The sequence below is a fragment of the Pseudomonas syringae group sp. 247E2 genome, from assembly GCF_032587795.1.
GTDB lineage: Bacteria > Pseudomonadota > Gammaproteobacteria > Pseudomonadales > Pseudomonadaceae > Aquipseudomonas > Aquipseudomonas amygdali.
The window spans coordinates 49,912-75,874 of record NZ_JAWHPK010000001.1 but is presented as its reverse complement, the minus strand read 5'-3'; the positions used below and the strand labels follow the sequence as shown (position 1 = coordinate 75,874).

At 58.4% G+C, this 25,963-nt stretch carries 25 protein-coding genes; 11 read left to right on the top strand and 14 right to left on the bottom strand.

The features are described 5' to 3' along the window. Positions 1 to 74 precede the first annotated feature (74 nt). The 7 genes from thiL to nrdR all read right to left on the bottom strand — a co-directional run bounded on the left by thiL (position 75) and on the right by nrdR (position 5,586). On the bottom strand, positions 75 to 1,040 hold the full coding sequence (gene thiL / locus RYC18_RS00430; protein ID WP_005782055.1) for a thiamine-phosphate kinase: 966 nt from the start codon (positions 1,038 to 1,040) through the stop codon (positions 75 to 77). Between the two features lie 16 nt (positions 1,041 to 1,056). Beyond that, complete coding sequence (gene nusB / locus RYC18_RS00425) at positions 1,057 to 1,554, bottom strand: transcription antitermination factor NusB (protein ID WP_002555426.1); 498 nt, start codon at positions 1,552 to 1,554, stop codon at positions 1,057 to 1,059. Then, the gene (ribE, locus tag RYC18_RS00420; protein WP_002555427.1) at positions 1,551 to 2,027 is read right to left on the bottom strand and encodes a 6,7-dimethyl-8-ribityllumazine synthase; all 477 of its coding nucleotides are present in this window, start codon (positions 2,025 to 2,027) and stop codon (positions 1,551 to 1,553) included. The genes nusB and ribE overlap by 4 nt, the downstream gene beginning before the upstream one ends. A gap of 129 nt (positions 2,028 to 2,156) precedes the next feature. After that, positions 2,157 to 3,248: a bifunctional 3,4-dihydroxy-2-butanone-4-phosphate synthase/GTP cyclohydrolase II gene (ribBA, locus tag RYC18_RS00415; RefSeq protein WP_005745957.1), complete on the bottom strand. Its 1,092-nt coding sequence runs from the start codon at positions 3,246 to 3,248 to the stop codon at positions 2,157 to 2,159. Positions 3,249 to 3,269: 21 nt separating this feature from the next. Then, the gene (locus tag RYC18_RS00410) at positions 3,270 to 3,932 is read right to left on the bottom strand and encodes a riboflavin synthase (protein WP_002555429.1); all 663 of its coding nucleotides are present in this window, start codon (positions 3,930 to 3,932) and stop codon (positions 3,270 to 3,272) included. A 47-nt stretch (positions 3,933 to 3,979) separates the two neighbouring features. After that, positions 3,980 to 5,080 carry a bifunctional diaminohydroxyphosphoribosylaminopyrimidine deaminase/5-amino-6-(5-phosphoribosylamino)uracil reductase RibD gene (ribD, locus tag RYC18_RS00405; protein WP_161798123.1) on the bottom strand — a complete coding sequence of 367 codons (1,101 nt, stop codon included), beginning with the start codon at positions 5,078 to 5,080 and terminating at the stop codon, positions 3,980 to 3,982. Between the two features lie 41 nt (positions 5,081 to 5,121). Then, positions 5,122 to 5,586 carry a transcriptional regulator NrdR gene (gene nrdR / locus RYC18_RS00400; protein ID WP_002555431.1) on the bottom strand — a complete coding sequence of 155 codons (465 nt, stop codon included), beginning with the start codon at positions 5,584 to 5,586 and terminating at the stop codon, positions 5,122 to 5,124. Between the two features lie 176 nt (positions 5,587 to 5,762). On the opposite strand from nrdR, the gene RYC18_RS00395 reads away from it, so the two are divergent. The 3 genes from RYC18_RS00395 to trxA all read left to right on the top strand — a co-directional run bounded on the left by RYC18_RS00395 (position 5,763) and on the right by trxA (position 8,008). Beyond that, positions 5,763 to 6,212, top strand: coding sequence for a hypothetical protein (locus RYC18_RS00395; RefSeq protein WP_005745959.1), 450 nt, complete (start codon positions 5,763 to 5,765; stop codon positions 6,210 to 6,212). Next, entirely contained in the window at positions 6,209 to 6,862 is a 654-nt protein-coding gene (locus tag RYC18_RS00390; protein ID WP_005745960.1) for a class I SAM-dependent methyltransferase, read from the top strand. The genes RYC18_RS00395 and RYC18_RS00390 overlap by 4 nt, the downstream gene beginning before the upstream one ends. A gap of 273 nt (positions 6,863 to 7,135) precedes the next feature. Continuing rightward, positions 7,136 to 8,008 carry a thioredoxin gene (gene trxA, locus RYC18_RS00385; RefSeq protein WP_002555434.1) on the top strand — a complete coding sequence of 291 codons (873 nt, stop codon included), beginning with the start codon at positions 7,136 to 7,138 and terminating at the stop codon, positions 8,006 to 8,008. 54 nt (positions 8,009 to 8,062) lie between these two features. On the opposite strand, the gene RYC18_RS00380 is transcribed toward trxA, so the two are convergent. Together RYC18_RS00380 and RYC18_RS00375 are read right to left on the bottom strand one after the other, a co-directional pair. Then, positions 8,063 to 8,416: a hypothetical protein gene (locus RYC18_RS00380; RefSeq protein WP_004655852.1), complete on the bottom strand. Its 354-nt coding sequence runs from the start codon at positions 8,414 to 8,416 to the stop codon at positions 8,063 to 8,065. Between the two features lie 61 nt (positions 8,417 to 8,477). Further along, positions 8,478 to 8,900 carry a nuclear transport factor 2 family protein gene (locus tag RYC18_RS00375; protein WP_004655855.1) on the bottom strand — a complete coding sequence of 141 codons (423 nt, stop codon included), beginning with the start codon at positions 8,898 to 8,900 and terminating at the stop codon, positions 8,478 to 8,480. Positions 8,901 to 9,180: 280 nt separating this feature from the next. Between RYC18_RS00375 and RYC18_RS00370 the strand changes: the two genes are divergently transcribed. From RYC18_RS00370 to RYC18_RS00350, 5 genes are all read left to right on the top strand, one after another. Continuing rightward, positions 9,181 to 9,768 carry a DUF2796 domain-containing protein gene (locus RYC18_RS00370; RefSeq protein WP_005753216.1) on the top strand — a complete coding sequence of 196 codons (588 nt, stop codon included), beginning with the start codon at positions 9,181 to 9,183 and terminating at the stop codon, positions 9,766 to 9,768. Between the two features lie 69 nt (positions 9,769 to 9,837). Beyond that, positions 9,838 to 10,548, top strand: a complete 711-nt coding sequence (locus RYC18_RS00365; RefSeq protein WP_004655859.1) for an ABC transporter ATP-binding protein — start codon at positions 9,838 to 9,840, stop codon at positions 10,546 to 10,548. Position 10,549: 1 nt separating this feature from the next. Further along, the gene (locus tag RYC18_RS00360; RefSeq protein WP_002555439.1) at positions 10,550 to 11,815 is read left to right on the top strand and encodes an ABC transporter permease; all 1,266 of its coding nucleotides are present in this window, start codon (positions 10,550 to 10,552) and stop codon (positions 11,813 to 11,815) included. Between the two features lie 8 nt (positions 11,816 to 11,823). Further along, a complete protein-coding gene (locus RYC18_RS00355; protein ID WP_002555440.1) occupies positions 11,824 to 12,348 on the top strand; it encodes a DUF3299 domain-containing protein in 525 nt (174 codons plus the stop codon). 103 nt (positions 12,349 to 12,451) lie between these two features. Continuing rightward, a complete protein-coding gene (locus RYC18_RS00350) occupies positions 12,452 to 13,138 on the top strand; it encodes an OmpW/AlkL family protein (protein ID WP_004666334.1) in 687 nt (228 codons plus the stop codon). A 281-nt stretch (positions 13,139 to 13,419) separates the two neighbouring features. Here the strand turns inward: RYC18_RS00350 and RYC18_RS00345 are convergent, their stop codons facing one another. The 3 genes from RYC18_RS00345 to RYC18_RS00335 all read right to left on the bottom strand — a co-directional run bounded on the left by RYC18_RS00345 (position 13,420) and on the right by RYC18_RS00335 (position 17,684). After that, the gene (locus RYC18_RS00345) at positions 13,420 to 14,349 is read right to left on the bottom strand and encodes an NAD-dependent epimerase/dehydratase family protein (RefSeq protein WP_005745965.1); all 930 of its coding nucleotides are present in this window, start codon (positions 14,347 to 14,349) and stop codon (positions 13,420 to 13,422) included. Beyond that, entirely contained in the window at positions 14,342 to 15,226 is an 885-nt protein-coding gene (locus tag RYC18_RS00340) for a sugar nucleotide-binding protein (RefSeq protein WP_002555443.1), read from the bottom strand. The genes RYC18_RS00345 and RYC18_RS00340 overlap by 8 nt, the downstream gene beginning before the upstream one ends. 154 nt (positions 15,227 to 15,380) lie before the next feature. Beyond that, a complete protein-coding gene (locus RYC18_RS00335) occupies positions 15,381 to 17,684 on the bottom strand; it encodes a mechanosensitive ion channel family protein (RefSeq protein WP_005782031.1) in 2,304 nt (767 codons plus the stop codon). Between the two features lie 277 nt (positions 17,685 to 17,961). Between RYC18_RS00335 and RYC18_RS00330 the strand changes: the two genes are divergently transcribed. Next, positions 17,962 to 18,780, top strand: a complete 819-nt coding sequence (locus RYC18_RS00330; protein WP_057404529.1) for an alpha/beta fold hydrolase — start codon at positions 17,962 to 17,964, stop codon at positions 18,778 to 18,780. A gap of 49 nt (positions 18,781 to 18,829) precedes the next feature. On the opposite strand, the gene RYC18_RS00325 is transcribed toward RYC18_RS00330, so the two are convergent. Next, positions 18,830 to 19,678 (bottom strand): ureidoglycolate lyase, encoded by an 849-nt coding sequence (locus RYC18_RS00325; RefSeq protein ID WP_057404485.1) that lies wholly within the window; start codon positions 19,676 to 19,678, stop codon positions 18,830 to 18,832. A gap of 411 nt (positions 19,679 to 20,089) precedes the next feature. Between RYC18_RS00325 and RYC18_RS00320 the strand changes: the two genes are divergently transcribed. Both RYC18_RS00320 and RYC18_RS00315 read left to right on the top strand, forming a co-directional pair. Next, positions 20,090 to 22,396 carry a TonB-dependent receptor gene (locus tag RYC18_RS00320; RefSeq protein ID WP_316882025.1) on the top strand — a complete coding sequence of 769 codons (2,307 nt, stop codon included), beginning with the start codon at positions 20,090 to 20,092 and terminating at the stop codon, positions 22,394 to 22,396. Positions 22,397 to 22,625: 229 nt separating this feature from the next. Continuing rightward, positions 22,626 to 22,865, top strand: a complete 240-nt coding sequence (locus tag RYC18_RS00315) for a hypothetical protein (RefSeq protein ID WP_003317071.1) — start codon at positions 22,626 to 22,628, stop codon at positions 22,863 to 22,865. A gap of 172 nt (positions 22,866 to 23,037) precedes the next feature. Here RYC18_RS00315 and RYC18_RS00310 read toward each other — a convergent pair whose 3' ends face one another. Next, a complete protein-coding gene (locus RYC18_RS00310) occupies positions 23,038 to 25,947 on the bottom strand; it encodes a putative bifunctional diguanylate cyclase/phosphodiesterase (protein WP_316882024.1) in 2,910 nt (969 codons plus the stop codon). Positions 25,948 to 25,963: the final 16 nt, after the last annotated feature.

The window sequence follows — 25,963 nt, the reverse complement described above, 5'->3', positions numbered from 1 at the left end:
TTCCTGCGGACGCTCAGGCTGAATTCTCGGGCATTTAGATCATAAAGTTCGATAGATAGACGCAGTGCATCGCTTCACTGCGCGCTGCCGAAATGCTGGTAGCCACGCGTATCGGGCGTGACATCCAGCCCTGCGCCGTCGACAACAACGACACCTTGGCCCTTCTCTACCCGGCCAACAACGTGCACCGGCCAGCCTTCATCCAGCAAACGGGCAAGGTGCCCGGACGGCAGCGTGAAAGCCAGGATGTAATCGTCGCCACCGCTAAGCGCAGCCTGCCGGGCAGACGGCAGATCGAACAACGTCAGCAACTGATCAGACATCGGCAGCCTGTCACGCTCGACGACCAGCCGGACGCCTGATGCACGGGCAATGTGTCCGCAATCAGCCAGCAGCCCATCGGAGATGTCCAGCGCCGACGTCGCCCTGCCCCGCAATGCCTGCCCCAGCGCCAGTTGAGGTTGCGGCGACCAGTAGCGGGCCAGCAACGCCTCGGCAATCGAAGCCTCGGTGCTGCGTTGCTTCAAGACCAGCGGCAACGCACCTGCGCCATCACCCAGCGCGCCGCCAACGCAGAGCAAGTCGCCCGCGCAAGCGCCGCTGCGCGTCAGGGCCGAGCCGGCTGGAACAGCGCCGAACACCGTTAGCGTCAGGCTCAGGGGCCCGCGTGTGGTATCGCCGCCGATCAAACGCAGCGAACAGCCCTGCGCCATGTGATTGAGGCCGCGAGCAAATGCCTGCAGCCAGTCGGCATCGACCTGCGGGAGGGTCAAGGCAAGGGTAAACGCGACAGGACGAGCGCCCATGGCCGCCAGATCACTGGCAGATACCGCCAGCGCTCGCTGGCCAAGCAGAAAGGGGTCACAGACGTCAGGAAAATGCACCCCGGCAACCAGGGTATCGGTCGAGATCGCCAACTGCTCGCCGGCCGGTAACGCCAGCAGCGCGCAGTCGTCGCCGATCCCCAGAGCAACTTCCCCGCCTGCCTGCGCACAGGGCGCGGCGGCGAAGTAATTGCGGATCAGCTCGAACTCTCCCATAAAGGTCAGGCGCGATTCAGCGCTTGTGGGCCTTCACTTCGACTTCACGCAGGCGCGGTGCCAGCTTGTCCAGCACGCCATTGACGAACTTGTGACCGTCAGTAGAGCCGTAAACCTTGGCCAGCTCGATGCCTTCGTTGATCACAACGCGGTAAGGCACGTCGATGCGCTTGAGCAGCTCGAAGGTGGACAGGCGCAGGACGGCCAGTTCAACCGGGTCGAGTTCTTCGATGGTCAGGTCGAGGCAAGGCGAGAGCGCGGTGTCGATCTCGGTCTTGTTGGTGGCCACACCGTGCAGCAGTTCACGGAAGTAGGCGCCGTCGACATTGCTGAAATCGTTGTCGACACGAAACTGTGCTTCGATCTCGTTCAACGCATGGCCAGCCATGTGCCACTGATAAAGGGCCTGAGTAGCCATCTGCCGCGCTTCGCGACGTTTGGCACTTTTGCCCTTGGCAGCTTCCGGCGATTTGGCGTCGCGCGGGTTGAACTGGTCGGTATCGTCGGAAATCACTTGGCCTCCAGCTGCGACAGCAGGCTTACCATTTCAATGGCGGACAGAGCAGCTTCAGCGCCCTTGTTACCGGCCTTGGTGCCGGAACGCTCGATGGCCTGCTCGATGGAGTCGACGGTCAGTACGCCGAAAGCGACCGGAACGCCGAACTCCATGGACACCTGAGACAAGCCTTTGACGCACTCACCTGCAACGTATTCGAAGTGCGGAGTACCGCCACGGATCACCGCACCCAGTGCGACGATGGCCGCGAATTCGCTGCGCTGGGCAACTTTCTGCACGACCAGCGGGATTTCGAACGCACCCGGCGCACGGATGATGGTGATGTCGCTTTCGCTGACACCGTGGCGTACCAGCGCATCAACGGCACCGCTAACCAGGCTTTCCACGACGAAGCTGTTGAAACGGCCCACTACCAAGGCGTAGCGGCCTTGTGGGGCGATGAAGGTACCTTCGATGGTCTTCAAGGTCATTCGGTGAGTCTCGTATTAAAGAGCAAGCCCGCCTTGGGGCGGACTTTGAGGGATATTAGGCCACGAATCGCAACTGTCAGGCCAAAAGCTGCGAAAAACCGTCTTTCGCACGCCCCGACCTGCCGGTATTTATTCGGAGGGCACGTATTCTACAACTTCCAGATCGAAACCGGATATCGCATTGAACTTCATCGGTGAACTCATCAGGCGCATTTTGCGCACGCCGAGGTCACGAAGGATCTGCGAACCGGCACCCACCGTGCTGTAAGTGGTCGGCGTCTTGATCGGTTGCTGCCCTGCCGTTTCGCGAATGTGAGCCAGCAGCACATCGCCATCCAGCGGATGACCGAGCAACAGCACAACGCCACTGCCAGCCTCGGAAACCGCTCGCATGGCGGCGCGCAGGCTCCAGCGGCCGGGCTGTTTGACCATCAGCAGGTCGCGAAGCGGGTCCATGTTATGAACACGCACGAGGGTTGGTTCTTCTGCGCAGATCTTGCCCAGGGTCAGCGCCAGATGCACATCTCCCTCGACCGAATCGCGGTAGGTCACCAGGTTGAAACTGCCCAGTTCGCTGTCCATCGGCTGCTCGGCAATCCGCTGAACGGTACGTTCATGGATCATCCGGTAGTGAATCAGGTCGGCAATGGTGCCGATCTTGATGTCGTGTTGCCGGGCAAATTCTTCAAGTTCGGCGCGACGCGACATGGTGCCGTCGTCGTTCATGACTTCGCAGATCAGCCCCGTCGGTTCGAAGCCGGCCATGCGCGCCAGGTCGCAGGCCGCTTCGGTATGACCGGCGCGAGCCAGAGTGCCACCGGCCTGAGCCATCAGCGGGAAGATGTGCCCCGGGCTGACGATGTCTTCGGCTTTGGCTTCTTTTGCGGCGGCAGCCTGAACGGTACGTGCCCTGTCAGCTGCGGAGATACCAGTGGTCACACCTTCCGCGGCTTCAATGGAAACGGTGAACTTGGTGCCGAAGCCGGAGCCATTACGCGGTGCCATCAGCGGAAGTTTGAGGGTTTCGCAGCGCTCGCGGGTCATCGGCATGCAGATCAGGCCACGGGCGAAACGCGCCATGAAGTTGATGTGCTCGGGCTGCACGCATTCGGCGGCCATGATCAGGTCGCCTTCGTTCTCGCGGTCTTCGTCATCCATGAGGATGACCATCTTGCCCTGGCGAATGTCTTCAACCAGTTCTTCGATAGTGTTGAGCGCCACGCGGCACCCCCTTCAATCAATTCAGGATTTGAGGTAGCCGTTTTCGGCCAGAAAGCTTTCGGTGATCGTGCCGTGGCCAGGCTCGGCGGCCTTGTCGCCCAGCAGCAGGCGCTCCAGGTAACGTGCCAGCAGGTCTACTTCCAGGTTGACCTTACGGCCAGGCTGGTAGTCGGCCATGATGGTTTCGCTGAGGGTGTGCGGCACGATGGTCAGTTCGAACTCGGCACCATTGACCGAGTTGACCGTCAGGCTGGTGCCGTCGACCGTGATCGAGCCTTTATGGGCGATGTATTTGGCCAGCTCGCGCGGAGCACGCACCGTAAACTGAATGGCGCGGGCGTTATCGGCACGGGAAACAATTTCGCCCACGCCGTCAACATGGCCGCTGACCAGATGACCGCCCAGACGCGTGGTCGGAGTCAGGGCCTTTTCCAGGTTGACCCGGCTGCCGCTCTTCAGATCGACGAAGGCAGTTACGGTCAGGGTTTCACGACTGACGTCAGCCCAGAAGCCGTCGCCGGGCAATTCGACGGCGGTCAGGCATACTCCATTGACGGCAATGCTGTCGCCGAGCTTGACGTCGCTCAGGTCGAGCTTGCCGGTTTCCACGTGAACGCGGACGTCGCCGCCCTTGGGAGTCAGGGCGCGGATGCTGCCGATGGATTCGATAATGCCGGTAAACATGGGTCCTCCGGGAGAACAAGGGCTGCGCGCAAGGCGAAAGCCGGGAATTATACGCCGGGTGCGCGCACAGGGAGAGCGATGACTCGCCAGTCATTACCGACGGCACGCATTTGCACGATGTTCAGCTCCAGCGCTTCGCTCATCTGCGCCAGCGGCAGGTCGAGCAGCGGCCGGGCCGATGAGCCGAGAAACTTGCCGGCAATGAATATCTGAAACTCGTCGACCAGCCCGAGACGCGCAAAGGCACCCGCCAGCCGCGGACCGGCTTCGACCAGCACTTCATTGACGCCACGCGTGGCCAGTTCGCCCATCAACTTGCGCAGGTCCACATGACCGGCGCTGTCAGCCAGTGCCAGCATTTCGTGGCCTTCTTCCTGATAGCGACCTCGCGCCGACGCCGCAGCACAGGTCACGACCAGCGCACTGCCCGCCTGAAAGAACGGCGCGTCCAGCGGCACACGCAGACGACCGTCAATCAATACCCGCAGGGGCGGACGCGCAGCGGCCAGCGCGGTCAATTCTGCATTGAGACCCAACTCATCGGGGCGCACGGTGAGGCGGGCCTTGTCGGCCAGCACCGTATCGGCTCCGGTCAGCACTACGCTCGACTGCGCGCGCAGACGCTGAACGGCGGAACGCGCCTCGGGACCGGTGATCCACTGGCTTTCGCCGCTGGCCATAGCGGTTCGGCCATCCAGGCTCATGGCCATCTTCACGCGTATGTAGGGCTGTCCTGTTTCCATGCGCTTGAGAAAGCCTTTGTTCAGCGCTCGCGCTTCGCTTTCCAGCACGCCGCATTGAACGCCGATACCGGCATTCATCAGGCGCAACAGGCCACGACCGGACACTTCAGGGTTGGGGTCCTGCATGGCCGCGACGACCCGCGCCAGCCCGGCGTTGACCAGCGCATCGGCACAGGGCGGCGTGCGCCCCTGATGGCTGCACGGTTCAAGGGTGACGTAGGCGGTCGCGCCTCTGGCAAGTTCGCCGGCCTGGCGCAGGGCATGCACTTCGGCATGCGGCTCGCCAGCCCGTACATGCCAGCCCTCGCCGACGATCTGGCCGTCACGCACAATGACGCAGCCGACGCGCGGGTTGGGGTGCGTGGAGTAGAGCCCGTTACGCGCCAGCTCCAGCGCACGCGCCATGTAATGAACGTCGAGAGCCGCCTGTTCAGTCAGCAATGCACTTATTCCTTACCCGGCTCGCGGGCCAGACGGTCGATTTCTTCACGAAATTCGTTGAGGTCCTGAAAGCGGCGGTACACCGAGGCGAAGCGGATATAAGCCACTTCATCGAGCTTTTGCAACTCGGCCATGACCAGTTCGCCAACCACCAGCGATTTGACTTCGCGCTCGCCGGTCGCTCGCAGCTTGTGCTTGATGTGCACCAGTGCCGCCTCGAGGCGCTCGACACTCACCGGACGCTTTTCAAGCGCACGTTGCATACCGGCGCGCAGTTTTTCTTCATCGAAAGGCTGACGACTGCCATCCTGTTTGATCAGACGCGGCAAAACCAGCTCGGCAGTTTCGAACGTCGTGAAGCGCTCGCCGCAGGCCAGACACTCGCGTCGGCGGCGTACTTGCTCGCCTTCGGCGACGAGGCGGGAGTCGATGACTTTGGTGTCATTGGCACCGCAGAAGGGACAGTGCATGGTGGCTGGCAACGAAAGAATGAGGAGCGCCATGTTAGCGCATCCTGCTGGCAAGACAAGGCTGAGGGTTTACGGTATATAGACGCGCATTAAAGCGATGTGAAATTGCCTGCGCTCGGTAATACTGCATGCATGGCGTCACTCAGCCTTTCGATTTTTGTCTTGTGGAGCTCTTGATGACGTTACGCCCCGTTATTCTACTCAGCCTCATTGGCTTGCTGGCCGCGTGCAGCAGCAATGACGCACCAAAACCGGCTGCGGCACCGCCCGTCGCCCCGGCAATCAAAGTGCCTGCCGGGCCCGGCCCGCTGCAACCGTACCAACGTGAACTCAGCGGGCAACTGCTCGGCGTACCTGCCGGGGCCGAGGTCGAACTGGCGATGCTGGTGATCGACGAGCGCGGTCGTCCACAGAAGCTGCTGACCAACACCTTGCTGAAGGGCAACGGCCAGTCATTGCCGTTCCAGTTACGCTTCAACCCGGAAGCCTTTCCGGTAGGCGGGCGTGTCGAACTGCGCGGCCGCGCCAGTCAGTCGGGGCAATTGATACTGCACCTGCCGTCGATGCGCATCGACCAGCCCACCACTCAGGCACTGGGGCAATTGCAATTCGTCAAGGCGCCATGATTGCTCCGCGACACCTTCAGGACGCGCTGAGCGAACTGCTCGGCGACGCCCGGCTGGTTGTCACAACGTTGCCGGGCACTGAGCTGAAACTGTGGCTGATCGACGATGCCAACATGGACCGTGCCTTCAGCCCGGATGAAACGCGCCGCATTCTGGAAGAGCCACCGTATTGGAGCTTCTGCTGGGCCAGCGGCCTGGCTCTGGCGCGCTTTCTGGCCGAAAACCCGTACTGGGTAGAAGGCAAGCGGGTACTGGATTTCGGTGCTGGTTCGGGCGTGGCAGGTATTGCCGCGCTGAGGGCCGGGGCACTTGAGGTGGTGGCCTGTGATCTCGACCCGTTGGCGATCGCTGCCTGCCGGGCCAATGCCGAACTCAACCAGGTGCAGTTAAGCTACTCGACGGATTTTTTCGCCGAAGCGGATCGCTTTGATCTGATTCTGGTTGCCGACGTGCTGTACGACCGCGCCAACCTGCCGCTGCTGGATCAATTTCTGTCCCGGGGCCGCGAAGCACTGGTGGCAGACTCCCGCGTGCGCGACTTCAAGCACGCTGCTTACCAGCGCCTGACGATGCTGCATGCGCACACCCTGCCGGACCTGGCTGAACCCCACGAGTTTCGGGATGTGAGTCTGTATCATGCGGCGCGGTGAGCGCTAAATAACAGCTCGGGAGCGCTCAGCTAAACGGTCTCTGTAGGAGCGAACTTGTTCGCGAAGGAGGTCGTTCAAACGATAAATTTCCAGAGAGTTTTCCGTCCCTTTCGCGAACACGTTCGCTCCCACGGCCTTCGGCCAGAATCAAAAGCAGATGTGTGGATAGCGCTGAGCGTGCGGGGCAAGGACGATGCCCCACCGCCGACGCCGCTTTCAGCATTGCCCTGCGGGCTTTATAGTTGGCGGCATTCAGATTCTTCGAGACGTGCAATGAGCCAGGAAACTGCTTACATCTTCGACGCAACCGCCGCGAACTTTGATCAACTGGTGATCGACAAATCGTTCGACCAGCCCGTACTGGTCGATTTCTGGGCCGAGTGGTGTGCGCCCTGCAAGGTCTTGATGCCCCTGCTGCAGCAAATCACCGAGAGTTATCAGGGCGAATTGCTGCTGGCCAAGGTCAATTGCGACATCGAGCAGGACATTGTTGCGCGCTTCGGTATTCGTAGCCTGCCGACCGTGGTGCTGTTCAAGGACGGCCAGCCGGTGGATGGTTTTGCCGGAGCCCAGCCTGAATCGGAAATCCGCAAGATTCTCGAACAGCATGTCGTCATGCCGCCTCCGCCGGCCGCCGATCCACTCAAGCAAGCGCAAGAGCTGTTTGCCGAAAGCCGTTTTGCCGAAGCCGAAGCACTGCTCAAGGTGCTGTTGGGCGAAGACAACACCAATGCCGCAGCACTGATTCTGTATGCGCGCTGCCTGGCAGAACGTGGCGAACTGAGCGAGGCAAAGGCAGTGCTGGACGCCGTTACCGGTGATGCACACAAAGCCGAGCTGGCGGGTGCCAAGGCGCAACTGACGTTCCTGGCACAAGCGGCCACCCTGCCGGATGTGGCCGAACTGAAAAGTCGTCTGGCGCAAAACCCTCAGGATGACGAAGCGGTGCATCAACTGGCGATTCAGCAATTGTCGCGTCAACAGTACGAAGCCGCGCTGGATGGCTTGCTCAAACTGTTCATTCGCAATCGCAACTACGCCGAGGGCCTGCCGCACAAGACGCTGCTGCAAGTGTTCGACCTGCTGGGCAATGAGCATCCACTGGTGACCGCATACCGTCGCAAGCTGTTCGCCGCGCTGTATTAAGCCAGCTTGCCACCGGCACCGCGCGGGTGCCGGTGACTGAACAACCAGGTCAGATCACGTCGCGTCGACCCAGCTGTACAGCGGCGCATCCCCGCCGCTCTCGACCTTCACGTTCGCAGAGTGACGCAGGCGCACCAGCAAATGCTTGCCTGCCGCGGTACTGCCGGCCAGCCCTTCCAGTTGCCCCAGCAGATCCGGCCCACTCATCTGCCCGGCCTTTTGCAACAACTCCTGTGCGACCTGCCACAGCCTGTCGTCCTGGTTGAGCGGCTTGCTCTCGACCACGGCGGCCGATAAGTCGGGAGCTGCCGCCTTGAGCTGCGCGCCCAGTTGCGCCCAGTCGCCTTCGTCCAGTTCAAGAGTCAAATCCACCGGCCACTGGCCTACGGTTCCACGAATACGCAACATGATGTGTACCTGCTGACAGTCAGGCATACATGCTCCCACAGGCTGGCGCGCATGCCCATGATCAACCGTAACGCCACTGGCTGATGACCGGCTCTTTGCCGTTCATGAAGTTGCCAAGCGCCCGCACGTCATAGACATTTTCCCAATGCTCGACAATTTTGCCATCACGAAACCGCCACAGGCCGCAAAACGGCATGATGATCTTCCGGCCCTCGCAACTGGCGCGCATCTCTCCCAGCACCGAGCCATAGTGCTCGTTGGCAATGATGTCGTGGACATCCATGTAGAGGGTCTGACGTGTGCGCCTGATCAGATTGATTTCGTGGGAAAGCACTGCGTCCTTGCCAATGGCTATGGACAAGCCACCACCAGCGCCCTGATCGGCTTTGTGCAGCACAATGTCAGCGTCGGCGAATTCGGTAATTCGAGTTGGATCCTTGTACACCGCACGCAGGATTTCTCTATTCGGATGGAGCTTGTTCATGAGTATCTTCCCTGATGTCACACTCGGCTGGCGATGAAAACCCTCCCGGCGCATCCGGCGCAGGTACAGCGATTTTCATTTTTCAGAGTAGGACCTGATGACGCAAAGGCTGAGACTACTTCAGCATAAGCACGGGCTAGGGTATTCCAGATAACGCCGCCAAATAACGGTCCATGAAGACCGGATAGTCCAGTGCTTGAACAAAAACACGTCCACGCCCACCGGCACTTGTTATAAGATCACATAACAAATTTCATCAATATTGTCCCCGGAGTCCGCTATGCGCCGTTTGCTACTCGCCTTGCCTTTCGCCCTGTTGCCACTCGTAGCTGCCCACGCAGCCGAAGTACATGACCATGATCACGGCGATGAACACGGCAGTCTGGGAGCCCACGAGCATGGCGTAGGACGTCTGGATGTGGTGCTGGAAGGCAAGACGCTGGAATTTGAATTCGACAGCCCGGCCATGAATATCGTCGGTTTCGAGCACGTTGCAACTTCGGATGAAGACAAGGCCAAAGTCGCCAAGGCGCGCGAGTTGCTACTCAAGCCCAACGCGCTGTTCAGCATCGCCGATGCCGCCAATTGCTCGGCCACCTCGGTGAAACTGGAAAGCCCGCTGTTCGGCGACAAGGATGACGATCACGATGAGCACGCTCAGGGCGGCGATGCCGATCATCATGAGCACAGCGAAATTCACGGTCACTACAAGTTCGTCTGTGACGCACCGGCCGTTCTGAAGAGGCTCGACCTGTCGCAAATCTTCAAAACCTTTCCCGACACCAAGAAGCTTCAGGTACAACTGATCTCGCCAGGCGGCCAATCGGGCGCAGAAGTGATCGCAGCCAACCCAACGCTGAAATTCTGATCACACTCTGCGGTACAACGACCGGGCCTGGCCCGGTCTTTTAATTTCCAACCTAGCGTGAGTCAGCCCATGACCCAAGCACTGATCGAGCTATCGAACCTGAGCTTCAACTGGCCAGGCCATCCGCAGTTACTGGACATCCCTGAATTTCGCCTGCAAACCGGCGAAACCCTGTTCCTCAAAGGCCCCAGCGGCAGCGGCAAAACCACTTTGCTGGGCCTGCTGGGCGGCGTGCAAAAACCTGTCAGCGGCAGCATTCGCCTGTTGAATCAGGACCTGTCGACACTGTCGGCGGCAGCACGTGATCGCTTCCGAGTCGATCACACCGGCTACATCTTTCAGCAGTTCAATTTGTTGCCGTTTCTGTCGGTGCGAGAAAACATCGAGCTGCCCTGCCACTTTTCCAACGTCCGCGCCGAGCGTGCGAAGCAACGCCACGGCAGCGTCGAAAAAGCGACCACCACCCTGCTCGCCCACCTGGGCCTGAAAGACCCGGCGATGCTGACGCGACGTGCCGACTCACTGTCCATCGGCCAGCAACAACGCGTGGCCGCGGCCCGTGCGCTTATCGGTCAACCTGAACTGGTGATCGCCGACGAACCCACTTCGGCGCTGGACGCCGACTCTCGCGAAGCGTTCATTCGCCTGCTGTTCGCCGAATGCCGCGAGGCCGGGGCCAGCCTGCTGTTTGTCAGTCATGACCAGAGCCTGGCACCGCTGTTTGATCGCAATCTGTCGCTCAGCGACCTGAATCGCGCCGCCGTCGCCGTGGAGATTTGAGATGTATCTGTTTCGTCTGGCCATGGCCAGCCTGGCCAACCGCCGTTTCACCGCGTTTCTCACTGCCTTCGCCATTGCGCTGTCGGTGTGCCTGTTACTGGCCGTAGAGCGGGTGCGCACCGAAGCCCGCTCCAGCTTCGCCAGCACCATCAGCGGTACCGACCTGATCGTCGGCGCACGTTCCGGTTCGATCAACCTGTTGCTGTACTCGGTATTTCGCATCGGCAACGCCACCAACAACATTCGCTGGGACAGCTTTGAGCATTTTGCCCAGAGCAAACAGGTCAAATGGGCGATCCCGATTTCGCTGGGCGACTCCCATCGTGGCTATCGGGTGATGGGCACCAACGAAGCGTATTTCGAGCACTATCAGTTCGGTCGCCAACAACATCTGGAAATGGCCGAAGGACGTGAATTCAAGACTGACCCCTTTGAGGTAGTGCTGGGCTCGGAGGTCGCCAAGGCGCTGCATTATAAATTGGGCGACAAGCTGGTACTGGCGCACGGTGTGGCGGCGATCAGTCTGGTCAAGCATGACGACAAGCCGTTCACCGTGGTCGGCATACTCAAGCCGACCGGTACACCGGTGGACCGCACGCTGCATATCAGCCTGGGCGGCATGGAAGCCATTCATATCGATTGGCACAACGGCGCACCGGCGCGAGGCAACGAGCGTATCTCTGCCGATCAGGCACGCAATATGGATCTGACGCCGACTGCGATCACCGCCTTCATGCTGGGTTTAAACAGCAAGATCTCAACCTTCAGCCTGCAACGCGAAATCAACGAATACCGTGGCGAGCCCATGCTGGCGATTCTGCCCGGCGTGGCGCTGCAAGAGCTGTGGAGCCTGATGGGCACCGCTGAAAAGGCACTGTTCGTAATTTCGCTGTTCGTGGTGCTGACCGGTCTGATCGGCATGCTGACCGCGATTCTCACCAGCCTCAATGAACGACGCAGGGAGATGGCCATCCTGCGCTCGGTCGGCGCACGGCCCTGGCATATCGCAAGTCTGCTTATACTTGAAGCCTTCGCCCTGGCACTTGCGGGTGTCATCAGCGGCCTCGCACTGCTCTATATCGGCATCTTCGTGGCCAGAGACTACGTGCTCGACAACTACGGTCTGTACCTGTCGTCTATGCCACCTGGCCAATATGAATGGACCCTGCTCGGTGCCATTCTCGGTTGCGCGCTGTTGATGGGAACCGTGCCAGCCTGGCGAGCCTACAGGCAGTCACTGGCCGATGGACTGTCGATTCGTTTATGAGGACCTTCATGATGCGGCGCATGCTACTCACTCTGCTGCTTTCGGTTTCCACTCAACTGTGGGCCGCCGAGCCGCGTGAACTGACCTGGAATGACATGATTCCACCCGATGCACCCGTGGTGAAGCCGGTAACGGCTCCGATACACGATATGTCCAAGCTGTCCGATGCACTGGCCATGGAGGCAGCGCCTGCGGCCCATCAACTGGCTCCGCATGCGCCAGTGGTCAAGGCACTGGATGGCAAGCTGGTGCGTTTACCGGGCTACATCGTGCCACTTGAGGTCAGCGAGGAAGGCAGAGTGACGGAGTTTTTGCTGGTGCCGTATTTCGGTGCCTGCATCCATGTGCCGCCGCCGCCAGCGAACCAGATCGTGCATGTCACGAGTGAGCTGGGTGTGAAGGTCGATGAGCTGTATCAGCCGTACTGGATCGAAGGACCGATGCAGGCCAAATCGTCTACCAGCGAACTGGCAGAAGCGGGTTATCAGATGCAGGCAGACAAGATACTTGTCTACGAGTTGCCGGATTCATAAGGATGACGAGGTTCCCAGCGATTTCATTGAGCTGAGTCAAAGTCGCCGCTCGACAGCGCTTTAACATTATGCCCATAAATTTTGACTGATCTCTGGAGCCTCCATGAACAAGCACTTGCTACGCGCGTCTGTTGTCGCGCTTGCCATCGCCGCCCCGGTCGCGGCACATGCCTACGAGCCTGGCGACTTCATCGTTCGCGCCGGTGTTGCGCACGTCCAGCCCAATGAAGACAGCGGCGAAGTCCGTCTGGACGGTGCCAAGGTCTCCGGCACCAAAGCCACTGTCGATGGCGAAAACCAGCTCGGCCTGACCTTCGCTTACATGCTGACCCAGCATGTCGGCATCGAGCTGCTGGCTGCTACACCGTTCAGCCACACCGTTTCAGTAAAAGGCCTGGGGCCAGGCCTGGACGGCAAGCTGGCTGATATCAAGCAACTGCCGCCGACGCTGTCGTTGCAGTACTACCCGATGGAACCTTCGTCGAAATTTCAACCGTATGCGGGCGTGGGTATCAACTACACCACCTTCTTCGATACCGACCTGACCGGCAATCGCAAGGATCAGGGTTTCAGCAACCTCAAGCTCAAGGACTCGGTTGGTCTGGCTGCTCAGTTGGGCATGGACTACATGATCACTGACAACGTACTGGTCAACGCCTCGGTCTGGTACGTCGACATCGATACCAAAGCGACTGTGGACGGCCCTTCTGCCCTGGCCGTCGGCAAGACCAAGGTCGACGTGGATATCGACCCGTGGGTGTACATGGTGGGCGTGGGTTACAAGTTCTGACTTGCACACCTTCAAGCGCCACACACAAAGGCACCCTCAGCGGGTGCCTTTGTGTTTTGTGGTTTGAACTCTGCGTGCCGGATTCCTGATTATCGTGCCGTGATTTAACCCGGCCCGGACTCCTGGCTATCGTACCGATGCTCCGCGTCGGCATGCAGTTCGTGACGCTCTGCGTCACAAATAGGCGCTGCACCGCACGCTCAAGAGCGGACGCAGAGCGTCCAGAAATGCATCACCACGCAGAGCGTGGGGACGATCAGCACTTACAGTCGATGCGGGGCTCATTGCCCCATCAGCAACTCAAGCCCACGAACCAGTGGTGTCGGCTCATCAATGCTGAAGTGCTCCAGCAGACGCTGGTTACTGGCCCGTGAATGCTTGATGTCGCCCGAGCGCGGTGCCTGATAGCTCACTTCCGGCTGTTTTCCGACCACTTGCGAAAGCGCGGCCAGCAGCTCGTTGAGCGAAGTGGTCTTGTTCAGGCCGACGTTGATCGCGCCCTCGATGGCGCTTTCCCGTGACAGGGCCTGCAGCAGCAGCTTGAGCAGGTCGCCCACGTAGAAGAAATCGCGTGTCTGCTCGCCGTCGCCAAACACGTTGATCGGCAGGCCTTTCTGGATGCGTTCGGCAAAGATGCTGATCACGCCCGAATACGGCGACGACGGATCCTGGCGCGGGCCGAAGATGTTGAAGAAGCGAAAGATCACCGGCTCCAAACCATGCTGACGGCGGTAGAAGTCCAGGTAGAACTCGCTGGCCAGCTTGTCCGATGCGTACGGAGTCAGCGGTGCTTTGGTGGTGTCTTCGGTGATAGCTTCGCCTTCGCCGTTGTTGCCGTATACCGCCGCGCTGGAAGCAAAGATCACGCGTTTGATGCCCGCTTCGCGCATGGCCTCACAGACATTCAGTGTGCCGATGAAGTTGCTTTGATGGGTGCGCACCGGGTCATCAACTGACGCCTGAACCGAGGCCACCGCCGCCAGATGCACCACTGCCTTACAGCCTTGCGCAGCGCGCTTGACCAGTTCGGCATCGGCTACGTCGCCTTCGATCAGTTCAACCCGCGGGTTGTCGAGCGGCAGATTGCTGCGCTTGCCCGCCGAGAGGTTGTCGAGGATACGCACGCAATGCCCGTCGGCAAGCAATGCATCGGTCAGGTGCGAGCCAATGAAACCCGCACCTCCCGTAATCAGAACAGGAGCGTCAGACATGTCGATAATACCGGTCCAGCAGGCTTGGCAAGCCGGCCCGCCAGGCGCGGGGCTTGATGCCGAAAGTGTGGAGAATTTTCTTGCAGGCCAGCACCGCGTGCTGCGGTTCCTCGGCTGCATCGGGACGCGCGGCGTGAGCCTGTGCGGTGGGCGATTCAATGGCCAGCGGGTGCAGCAGACGTGCTTCGGTGAGCACCGCCTGACCCAGCGCCAGTGGCGTGGTCGCTTCGTGCCCGGCGTAGTGGTACGTGCCCCACAGCGGCGCTTCGCAATCGAGTTGCTTGACGATTGAAATAATCACCCGCGCCGCATCATCGACCGGCGTCGGGTTGCCGCGTCGATCATCGGCCAGCAGCAGCTCTCCGGGTTCTTTGGCGCGCGAAAGAAAGCGGCCAAGCACGCCATCGGCGCTGTCATCCAGCAACCAGCCAAAACGCACAAGCACATGTTGCGGACAGGTGGCGCGCACGCTTTGCTCGATACGCCACAGCGCCTGACCGCGCAGACCCAAGGGCACTGGCTCGTCTTTTTCGCTGTAGGCAGTCGCGCGCGAGCCATCGAACACACGATAACTGGAAGGCTGGACCAGCGTGATGTTGTGGTGCTGACACAGTTCGGCCAGACGCTCGACAGAGCGCTCCTGGTGGGTCAGGCGCGCTGCGCTCACGGTCTCCGCCTGAAACCAGTCGAAGTAGTAAGCAAGGTTTATCAGGGCATCGGGGCGGGTGTCATCAAGCAGTTGCGTGAGGCTCGCCACGTCCCAGCCGTCTTGCGGTGGACGTGGTGCGAGGAAACCAATGTCTTCCTCGGCACCCAGACGAATCAGCGCCTGCCCGAGGGCATTCCCGCCGCCCAACAGCATAAGGCGCATTCGCATAGAGTCAGCAGGCTCGGTATCAGATAATCAAACGAACAATTGAAAAACGCCTGCAAACATAACACGTTGCCTGCCAACCCCCAACAGTTGCGCAGCCCGGCGGGGCAATGACGCCGCAACAACGCGTTGCAGCCGTCTCATGCCGCCCGATTGATCACTGAGCTGCCGGACCCGGCGGGCTGTTGCCCTTGGGCAGACCAAGCGGTGCAGGTGTCGGCGCAGAAGGTGTCGCAGCGGCAGGGTCCGAGGGCGCAGGAGGCCCCTCGGCTTCGACGCCAGCCTGCGGGTTGTTGAAGCCCGGCCCCATGACCATCTGTGGATAAGTCTGCGCGAAACGCACGTTCGGGTTTTTATCCACAAGACGCTTGAGGCGCTCGTTGAAGGCGCGCCCCACTGCGTACTGACCACCGGAAGAGGTGCGGAATTGCGCGGTCAACACCATGCCGTTGAGGTTCATGCTGTCGACGCCGAACACCTCCAGCGGCCCTTGCAGGTTGTGCTTGAGCAGAATGTCATCGCTGATCGACTGCCCGGTTTCGCGGATCAGCGCCAGCGCATCATCAATATCCGAGTCGTAAGTGAACTGCACCGAGAAGAACGCATAAGCGAACTGCCGCGACTGGTTGGTAACCGCCTTGATCTGCCCGAACGGCACGGAATGGACAAAACCCTTGCCGTCACGCAGGCGCACGGTACGGATGGTCAGGCTTTCCACCGATCCGGAGTGGCCGGTACTGAGCACTACCCAATCGCCCACCGAGAAGGTGTCTTCGATGATGATGAACAGACCGGTGATCACGTCCTGCACCAGTTGTTGCGAACCGAAACCGATGGCCAGACCGACGACCCCAGCACCCGCCAGCAGCGGTGCAACGTTGATGCCCAGGTTGGCCATGGTGGTGATCGCGCAGATCACCACCAGAATGATTTTCACCGCGTTGCGCAGCAGCGGCAAAATGGTCTTGATTCGTGTACTCGGCTGGCGGCCACTGCGATGGTTCGCTGGTGGTTTGAGGGCTTCCTGAATAGCCGTGTCGAGCACCACCCACAGCAGCCAGGTGACCACAAATATCAGGCCGATGCTGCTCAGCGAATCGCTGATCACGCGCCCCAGCGTATTGCGCTGGGCAAACTCGAACATCGAGAAGCCCCAGATCCGCCCCAGTATCTCGATGAACCCGATGGCCAGCGCAATGCGCAACACCGCGTACACCAGGCTCAGCAGGCGCGCCTTGTACACATGCCCGCCGCGCCCCAGGGATTCGGTCGGTTTGAACAGGTGCTGGAACACTGTGCTCAAAAATACCGTGGCGATCAGCAGAATGGTGGTGAACAACGCACAACGCAGCGCTTCCTGACTGTCTTCACCGGCTCCGATCAGGTTGATCGCCGAGACCAGAATCATCAGCAGGATCGGCAAGTGCCACAGGTTGGAGAAGATTTTCAGCGACTGCTGCAGTGCTGGCCGTTGCAGGCGGCTGCTCAAGGAACGGTTACGAATCAGGTGCGCCACCGGGCGGCGCACCTTGATGATCAGCATGCAGAACACCACCGACGCAAACAGCCCGGTGAACACCGCAACGCTGGTGGTGACGTTGCTGCCCAGTTGGCGGGCGATCTGCGGGCTGGTCAGTGCATCGCTCAGCGCCGCCAGAAAACCGACCACAAACAGTGGCCTCGGCGCGTAGCGGCGAATCATGCGTACCGCGGCGCGCTTGTGCCCGGAGTTGAACATCACAATCACGCAGAGCAGCACCGAGGTCGACACGATGCCACTGCTGGTCGCATAGGCAAAGCACAGCGCCAGCGCACGGCCCACTGAAGACGGCATGAAGTGGCTGACGTAGAGAGTCAATGGCAGACAGACGATGGCTGGCAAGGTGAACGGCAATACGTATTTGAGCAGCGCCTGACTGCGCTCGCGCACCCGCATGAATGGCGTTCGGCACAAGCGCACCGCCAGAAAACGACCCAACGTGGTCAGAACGGCAAACGAGCCGATCCAGACAAACGACAGGGCAAGGAAGTCCCCGGCAACACTCCACGGAGAACGTGTAGTTCGCTTGTTGACCAGTTTCTCCAGCTCGTCGGCTGCACGGTCGGCGCGCAGCTGCCAGGCGTCGAAGAGGTTGTCGTCAAGATTAAGCTTTTCCTGGACGTCATCAATGCTGGAACTGATGGCACCGAGCAACCCGCCCTGCACCAGAAGTTCCGGGGCCTCGGCCGCTGCTGGCTCCCCGCCGTCTGCCGGTTTCGCATCCGCCTTTTCAGCGGCCTTGTCATCCGCTTTCGCCGCAGGTTTGTCAGCTGCTTTGCCATCGGCCTTCTCGGCCGCTTTGTCGTCGGTCGGCACCGCAGCGCCCATTGGCAGCGCAGGTACATCAGCTGCCTGGAGATTGAAACTGCCTGCGAATAGCAGCAGACCCGACAGGATCAAGATTTTCAGCTGAGACGCCACGCAGTTCTCTCCTTCTATGGACAAATACAACCATGCACAGGCCAAAGCGCGCTTTGATCCCAAGGAACTGATTCCCGTATGCCCGGCAAGTTCGGTTCCGGCAGGGAAATACGATGAGCCGATGTTTCAAAAAATTGCGCCAGAACAGTACGCTCATTCTTCCCGACTGAACTATGCAAAGCGCCAACTGCCGGAATTATCGGCGGCTGCCGAAGGCATGCATGAGCCTGTGCACCAGAGCGCTTGCCCGATCAACCCGACATCGAGAGGAATCTGCATGAGCACGTTCAACGCAAAAGATGGCACCGAGATCTATTACAAGGACTGGGGCGAGGGTAAGCCGGTACTGTTCAGCCACGGCTGGCCGCTGGATGCGGATATGTGGGAATACCAGATGGAATACCTCAGCAGCCGGGGCTATCGCACCATTGCCTTCGACCGCCGAGGCTTCGGTCGTTCCAGCCAGCCGTGGACCGGTTATGACTACGACACCTTCGCTGACGATATCGCCGAGCTGATCGAGCACCTTGATCTGCACGACGTGACGCTGGTGGGCTTTTCAATGGGCGGCGGCGATGTGACGCGCTATATCGCAAAATATGGTAGCGAGCGAGTTGCCAAACTGGCCTTGCTGGGCTCGGTCACACCGTTTTTCCTCAAGACTGACGACAATCCGGAAGGCGTCGACGAATCAGTGTTCGATGGCATCAAGGAGGGTCTGCTCAAGGACCGCGCACAATTCATCAGTGATTTTGCCACGCCGTTCTACGGCCTGAACAAAGGCCAGAAGGTTTCCGAGGGCGTACAGGCCCAGACCTTGAACATCGCCCTGCTCGCCTCGCTCAAAGGCACGCTGGATTGCGTGACGGCGTTCTCCGCAACCGACTTCCGTGCGGACATGGCGAAAATCGATGTGCCGACCCTGGTGATTCATGGCGATGGTGATCAGGTTGTGCCGTTCGAAGCATCAGGCAAGCGCGCCGCCGAGCTGATCAAGGGTGCAGAGTTGAAGGTCTATCCCGGCGCGCCGCACGGCTTTGCCGTGACCCATGCCGAGGCACTCAACAAAGACCTGCTGGCGTTTGTGCAGGGCTGATATTTTTATGTAACAGGGAGTCGGTTGCCGACTCCCCGCAGGCAGCGAATCAGTCGGCCTGAACGGTCAACTGATTCTGCTCGCCCAGCCCCGCAATCCCCAGGCGCATGCGTTGCCCTGCGCGCAGGAAGACAGGCTCTGGCTTGACGCCCAGGCCCACACCCGGCGGCGTACCCGTGGAGATGACATCACCCGGTTGCAGGCTCATGCAACGGCTCAGGTAGGCGATCAGTTGCGGCACGTTGAAAATCAGCGTGCGCGTATTGCCATTCTGATAACGATGACCGTCAACCTCCAGCCACAGGTCGAGCGAGTGAGGGTCGGCAACCTCGTCGCGGGTCACCAGCCAAGGACCTATCGGGCCAAAGGTATCGAAGCCTTTACCCTTGTCCCAGGTTCCGCCGCGCTCAAGCTGCCACTCGCGCTCCGACACATCGTTGACCACGCAATAACCGGCAACGTGCTCCATGGCAACGGCTTCGTCGATATAACGCCCGCCCTTGCCGATGATCACGCCCAGCTCGACCTCCCAGTCAGTCTTGAGCGAACCGCGAGGAATTTCGACGTTATCGTCCGGGCCGCAAATTGCGCTGGTCCACTTGTTGAATATGATGGGTTCCTTGGGCACTTCCATCCGCGATTCGGCTGCGTGGTCGGCGTAGTTCAGGCCTATGCAGATAAACTTGCCGACCTGCCCGACGCACGCCCCGATGCGCGGTCGGCCCGCCACCAAAGGCAGACTTTCGGGATCAAGCGCAGCCAGGCTGGCAAGGCCTGCCGGGCTCAACACCTCGCCAGCGATGTCCGTGACATGTGCGGACAGATCGCGGATCTGGTAGGCAGCATCAAGCAGGCCTGGCTTTTCCTGGCCCTTTTCACCGTAACGAAGCAATTTCATCGAGTTCTCCCGTTTCAGTCCAAGGTGCAAACCGCGGATTCAGAGGGTGATGCCCTGTTGCCCGGCCTTCGGAAATACGTATTCACGATTGGGCTGAACCCACTGAGTCTGGACAGATAGCATCGCAACGGACGCCTTGCCTAATGAAATTTACGACCAACTGCCAACACGCCGAGTCGGCATTGACCGGCAGAAAAATCGGGATAACACGCCACTGGTCATAATTAATACACACAGCGAGTATTAATATCACCCCCAGTTCAAACGAGCCCTTTCGTTGAAACGAGCCCCTCGAAAACACGACAGACTCGTACGTCTTGAAGGGCGAACTGGACTCATGTCAACGCTAACACCGTCCTGCAGATTCCCCGTCGCAAGCGCGGCGCCCTGACGCCCCAGGAAAACCTTTTCATGAACAATCGATCGATACCGCGTGCTTCTCGATTCCCGATAACGCGCCTTGCGTTGCTGGTTTCATTGAATTCACTGTGCCTGATCAGCCCGTTCATTCAGGCCGATGACGATGTGCCAACCTCAGTCACGGTGCCCACCAGCGACGACACCGCTGCCGTGACACTGGGCACGGTGTCAGTGATTGGCCAGGGCGAAACCCGGCAGGTGCAACGCGTCACGCAAAAGGACGTAAGCGCTTATTCCGCAGGCACCAGCCCATTGAAAGTTCTGCAACGGCTACCGGGAGTCAACTTCCAGTCCGGCGACCCGCTGGGTCGTGAAGAAGGCAGCCAGCGCATCAGCCTGCGCGGTTTTGACATGCACCACCTAGGCTACACGCTGGACGGCGTCACGCTTGGCAACATGAGCTTCGGCAACTTCAACGGTCTGAGCATCACCCGGGCGATCATCGCGGAAAACATCGCCGCCAGCGAAGTGGCTCCAGGCATCGGTTCGCTGGGCACGGCATCGAACAGCGATCTGGGCGGCACCATCCAGTTCACCAGTTCCAATCCGGACAAGGAATTCGGCGCGCGACTGTCACAGACCCTGGGCAGTTACGACACCTCGCGCACTTTCATGCGCGTCGACACAGGCGAATACAACGGTCTGTCCGCTTATGTGTCGGGAGAAAAGTACGACGCCGATGCCTGGAAAGGTCACGACAACCCGCAAAAATCCGACGCTGTGAACGCCAAGGTCAATTACAACTTCGGCGAAAACCGCGTGAGCTTTTTCCACAGCACCTCGTCTCACGACGAAGCCAATCTGCCCAGTCTGTCGAAGAGCATCATCCAGCGTCTGGGCTACAACTGGAGTTACTACACCCCGGACTGGACCCGCGCGGTCAATGCGGCCAACGGCATCTACACCGGCGGCGTAACCAGCGCAGGCGATGCGACCTACAACGCCAGCAGCCTGCGCGACGACGAACTGGACATCCTCAACGGCAATTTCTCGCTCACCGATGATCTGGTGCTGGACGCCACGGTCTATCACCACCATGACTCGGGCCGGGGCAATTCGTACTATCCGTTCATCTTTACCAGCGGCTCGACCACTGTCCCCAGCAACTCGATTCGCAGCACGGTGTATGGCATTGATCGAACCGGCTTCCAGAGTTCGCTGACCTACTTCCTGGGCCAGCATGAAATTCAGGGCGGGTTCTGGATTCAATCGAACAAGAACGACATCGCCCGTTACCTGTTCGATACCACCAATGCGACTCCGCAAAACCATATCGTCAAAACCAATGGCCTGAGGCAGGCGGCTACGGTACTGGACCAGAGCTACAACGACCTGACCCGACAGTTTTTCCTGCGCGACACCTACACCCTGCTCGATGACCGACTCAAGCTTGAGTTCGGCGCAAAGAACACTGTCACCACCTCCACTGCCGAAGGTAAAGGCGGCGGTTATGCCAGCGGTTCGCTGGAAGCGCGGGACAGGTTTTTGCCGCAAGTGGGCGCAACCTACACACTCAATGACAGCGATGAAGTGTTCACGTCTTATTCGGAAAACATGGCGGCCTTTCCGAGTGGCGGTTACAGCCCGTTCTTCACCACGCAGACCGCAGTGGATGCGCAGAACGGCTTCAAGGACCTCAAACCCGAAACCTCGAAAACCGCTGAACTGGGCGTACGCCGCAGCACAAAGCTGTATTCGGCATCCGCGGCGGTCTACAACACCAAATTCGACAATCGCCTGGTGGCCATCACCAACTGTACCGGCATCGTCATCTGCCAGAACGGCGTTGCCAACGTCGGCTCTGTCACCAGTCGGGGCCTGGAACTGTCATTCGGCCTGACACCCGACGAGCACTGGCGCTGGTCCAACTCCATGTCCTACAACCACAGCACTTATGACGACGACTATGCCAGCGGCGGCAGCACCGTTCATGTGGAAGGCAAAACAGTCGTCGATACGCCCAAGCTGATGTATTCCAGCAACCTGGACTGGAATTGGGAGCACTGGAATGCCGGCATGCAGGGCAACTACATCAGCAAGCGCTATTACACTTACACCAACGACTCCAGTGTCAGCGGCTACTGGGTAGCGAACGCCAACCTCGGTTACGACTTCGGCAAGCTCGATGCCATCAAAGACACCACCGTCTCGCTGAACATGGTCAACCTGTTCGACAAGCGTTACATCTCCACCCTCAACACCGACGCCAGCGCAGCGACCGACCCGGCGGGCAATTTGCAGATTCTGCAGGTGGGCACGCCACGCAGCGCGTTTGTAACACTGGGCGTGAAACTTTGATTGATGCTGACTGAAAGCGGGCGAAGGATCGCCCCATCTGCCACTTACATTGAATTACGTCGCGCGGCTTGCTCTTGGAGACAGGCTCTTGTGGGAGCGAGCTTGCTCGCGAAAGCAATGTACCTGTCTCTGCACGACTGCGCGGGTTGCCAACCTCAATGGCGACGAATACGCCATCGTGCTGCATACTCCCCTGACATACAGCGCCTGACCTTCATCTGGACACCCCATGACACCCAACGCAGAACTCTATAACCCGTCCACCGAATATGCCGACAAGCTGATTTCGCGCATCGGACAAACACCTTCGTGGATCGCAAAACGCATTGGTGTGACTGACAAGCGCATTCGCTACATTCTGGATGGGGAAAGGACCGTCAAAGGCGAAACCACGCCGATTCAGATGACCTATACCGAGCAGTTTGCACTGGAGTGTCTTGTGGCAGAGGCTATAGCGCTGAGGATGTAGGACCCGCTGGCTATCAAGCATTGCCCTTGAATCTGAGGTTCCTGATAATCACGCCCTCAAATAACTCAGGCAAGGAAATGCAGTGAAAGAAAATCTAGTATTGGTGGCGTTGCTTGCCCAAGCTTGAGTGCGGTGAAGTCTTTGCTACGAATAACTCTCATGCTCGCGGTTCTCAAGCAGGTATTTCCAACAAGCTCAGACTACGTGACGATTTAATCATAGAAGCACACTCTTCAATGATGACAGGCTTACTAAAAAGATAACCCTGCATTTGATCGCAGCCATACGTCACAAGCAGCGCTAACTGGTCGACTGTTTCGACGCCTTCTGCAATGACTTTAAGACCCAATTCGTGCGCCAACACGATGACCGCTCTGGTGATAGCGGCGTCCTCATGATTGCTCGTTATATCTTTTATGAACGCCCTGTCAATTTTGAGGGCGTCAAGAGGGAATCGTTTCAAGTAAGCCAAACTCGAATAGCCCGTTCCGAAATCATCGACCGAAAGGCTTATACCATACGATTTTATATCTCGAAGTATGTTAACCGCCGACTCGGGATCGATCATCAGCATTGACTCGGTCAATTCGAATTCTAAAAGAGCGGGGTTGATACCGTACCCCTTAACAATGTGCTTGATGGTCTCAGCCAGGCCTTTTACCTGAAGCTGCCTGACGGACAGATTGATGGCGATCGGTACCTGCCTGACATTATTTTCTTCCCAGCTTTTTATGGTTTCACAGACGTTGCGGATAACCCACTCGCCGACAGGAATTATCAGGCCGGTGTCCTCAAGAATAGGGATAAACTCAGCCGGAGAAACCATACCCTGCTCCGGGTGATTCCACCGCAGCAAAGCCTCCAAACCACTTATCCTGCCATCGGTGAGGCTGACCTTTGGCTGAAAATGTAGAATAAACTCATCACGATCAAGCGCACCCCGCAATAGCGTTTCAGTTTGCAAGCGCCGAACCAAACTTTCATTCATTGTGGCGTTGTAAAACTTGTAGTTATTACGGCCACTTTTTTTCGCATGGTACATGGCGGTATCCGCATTCTTCAGGATAACGCCAGTGTCACGCCCATCAAACGGATAATTGGCGATACCGACACTCGCTGAAACAAATACATCCTGACCGCCCAGATTGAATGGTTTCCCCAACGCTTCAACAACATGGTTCGCAAGGGTTTTTATAAGGCTTTCGGAATAAACATGATGGGTAACGACGATAGAAAACTCGTCGCCTCCCAGCCGCGCAACCACACTGTTTTCATCAATGCAGTCTTTCAAGCGTCGACCCGCCTGTATAAGCAATTGGTCGCCCACTGAATGCCCCATGGTGTCATTCACTGCTTTGAATCTGTCCAAATCGATGAATATGACGCTGACTGCATCTGGCACTGACGTTTTCCGACTGATTATCTCGCGCAGATAATTGCTAAGAAACCAGCGATTAGGCAGATGGGTGAGCGAATCATTTTCGGCCAGATAGATTAGCTTTTTCTTGGCGTCATACCGCTCAAGCGCGGCGGCCAACAGGTTAGCAAGTGTTTGAAGGTAGCTCACATCTTCACGTGTAAAGGAGTAGTCAGTGCTGGCATACACCCCAAGAACGCCCTTGAAAACCTCCCTGCAGGATATCTCAATCTCTAGACCACTTCTAATACCGCAAGCCTCCACTGTTTCATCCGGCAGCAGCGTGTACCTGTTATCAGGTGTATCAGAATCAATGACACACCCGGTGGAAGAAGCAGTACCGTTCAAAAAATCATTGTGATAACCACTGCGGACTTCCACGTGGTTCAAGCCAACCTCCGCGTTGAGGATGACCCCATGACTCACTCGATCAACGACTAATAAAGCCGCCTTGCTCAATGTTAATCCTTGCGCAGCAGTCAGTGCTGCCAGCTCACCCAGTGTACTGACGTTTTCTTCTGTCAATGCCTGCTGACCAAACAAGGCGATAAGGTTTTGCCTTCTGGAGTTATCCAGAATCGCGACCTCAAACTCCTTTCGAACAGTAATATCGATATCGATGCAAATATATTTTTCAACGCCGCCCATGTCATCGAGAATAGGTATTATGGTGCGTCGATGCCATGCGTCCTTACCGGTACGCCCCGAAAGCCTGACCTCACCGTTCCACACCTCATTTTCAGGTACCCATCGCCACGGCTCAGAGGCTGAAGACATGCCGGTCCAGACTTCATCGATCTTCAGCTCTAAAAGCTCCGCTCGCGAATGCTGCGAGCTTTTTACGAATCGTTCGTTAACGTAGGTGATACGTCCGGAGGCCGAAACTTCGCAAACGATTGAAACTTCATCAAGGGCATTTTTATGCTGCACCAAGGTATTCATCAGCGAGTCGATACGCAGGCCAAAGTGATTGCGCATACTGGCGGCAGTGCGGTTTACCGCTTTTATAGCCTCCTGTATTTCCATGGGGGCATCAGCAACCAACATAGCTTCAGCGGCCACTGCGCCTGAAGCGATTTCTGCCTCATACGAATGAAGTTTGCCCAGATGGGCAAGCGAACGCTTGATCATGAACCCCATTAAAATCAGACTGATCAGTAAAAAAAATACTGCAAACAGTGTCGCCTGAATCACCAGGCTATAGAGTTCGGTAGCAATTCTCTCGGCATTAAAAGACAGACGCATCACGCCATAATCTTTCCCGCCGACCGTAATCGGGCGATTGACATCGAATAATCTCGCAGCGACTTCGGACTCTATCCACGCAGGGGCCCTTCCAACAGGCGCACTGGCTGCCTGCAGGCGAATGACGCCACCCGACAGGTCAATAAACACGGCCGACTTGAACGGCGAGCGAGCCAAGGTTTTTTCGAGGGTCCTTTTGATGGTGTCGTAATCGCCGATGACGACGCTTTCCTCTACAGCTTGCGCGGCGACCTCGATCAGCATGTTAGCGGTGTCTTGTATCTCTTCAATATGCTGAAGCAGCTGGTTTTTATAAAACAGCCCCAGCCCTGTCGTCAAAAAAGTCAGTATTAGAATGGATAACATCGCCAGTATTCGCGACGTCAGTGATTTGGGCAGCAGGCTTTTAAAGAAATTCATTAACAGCCTCTCCAGC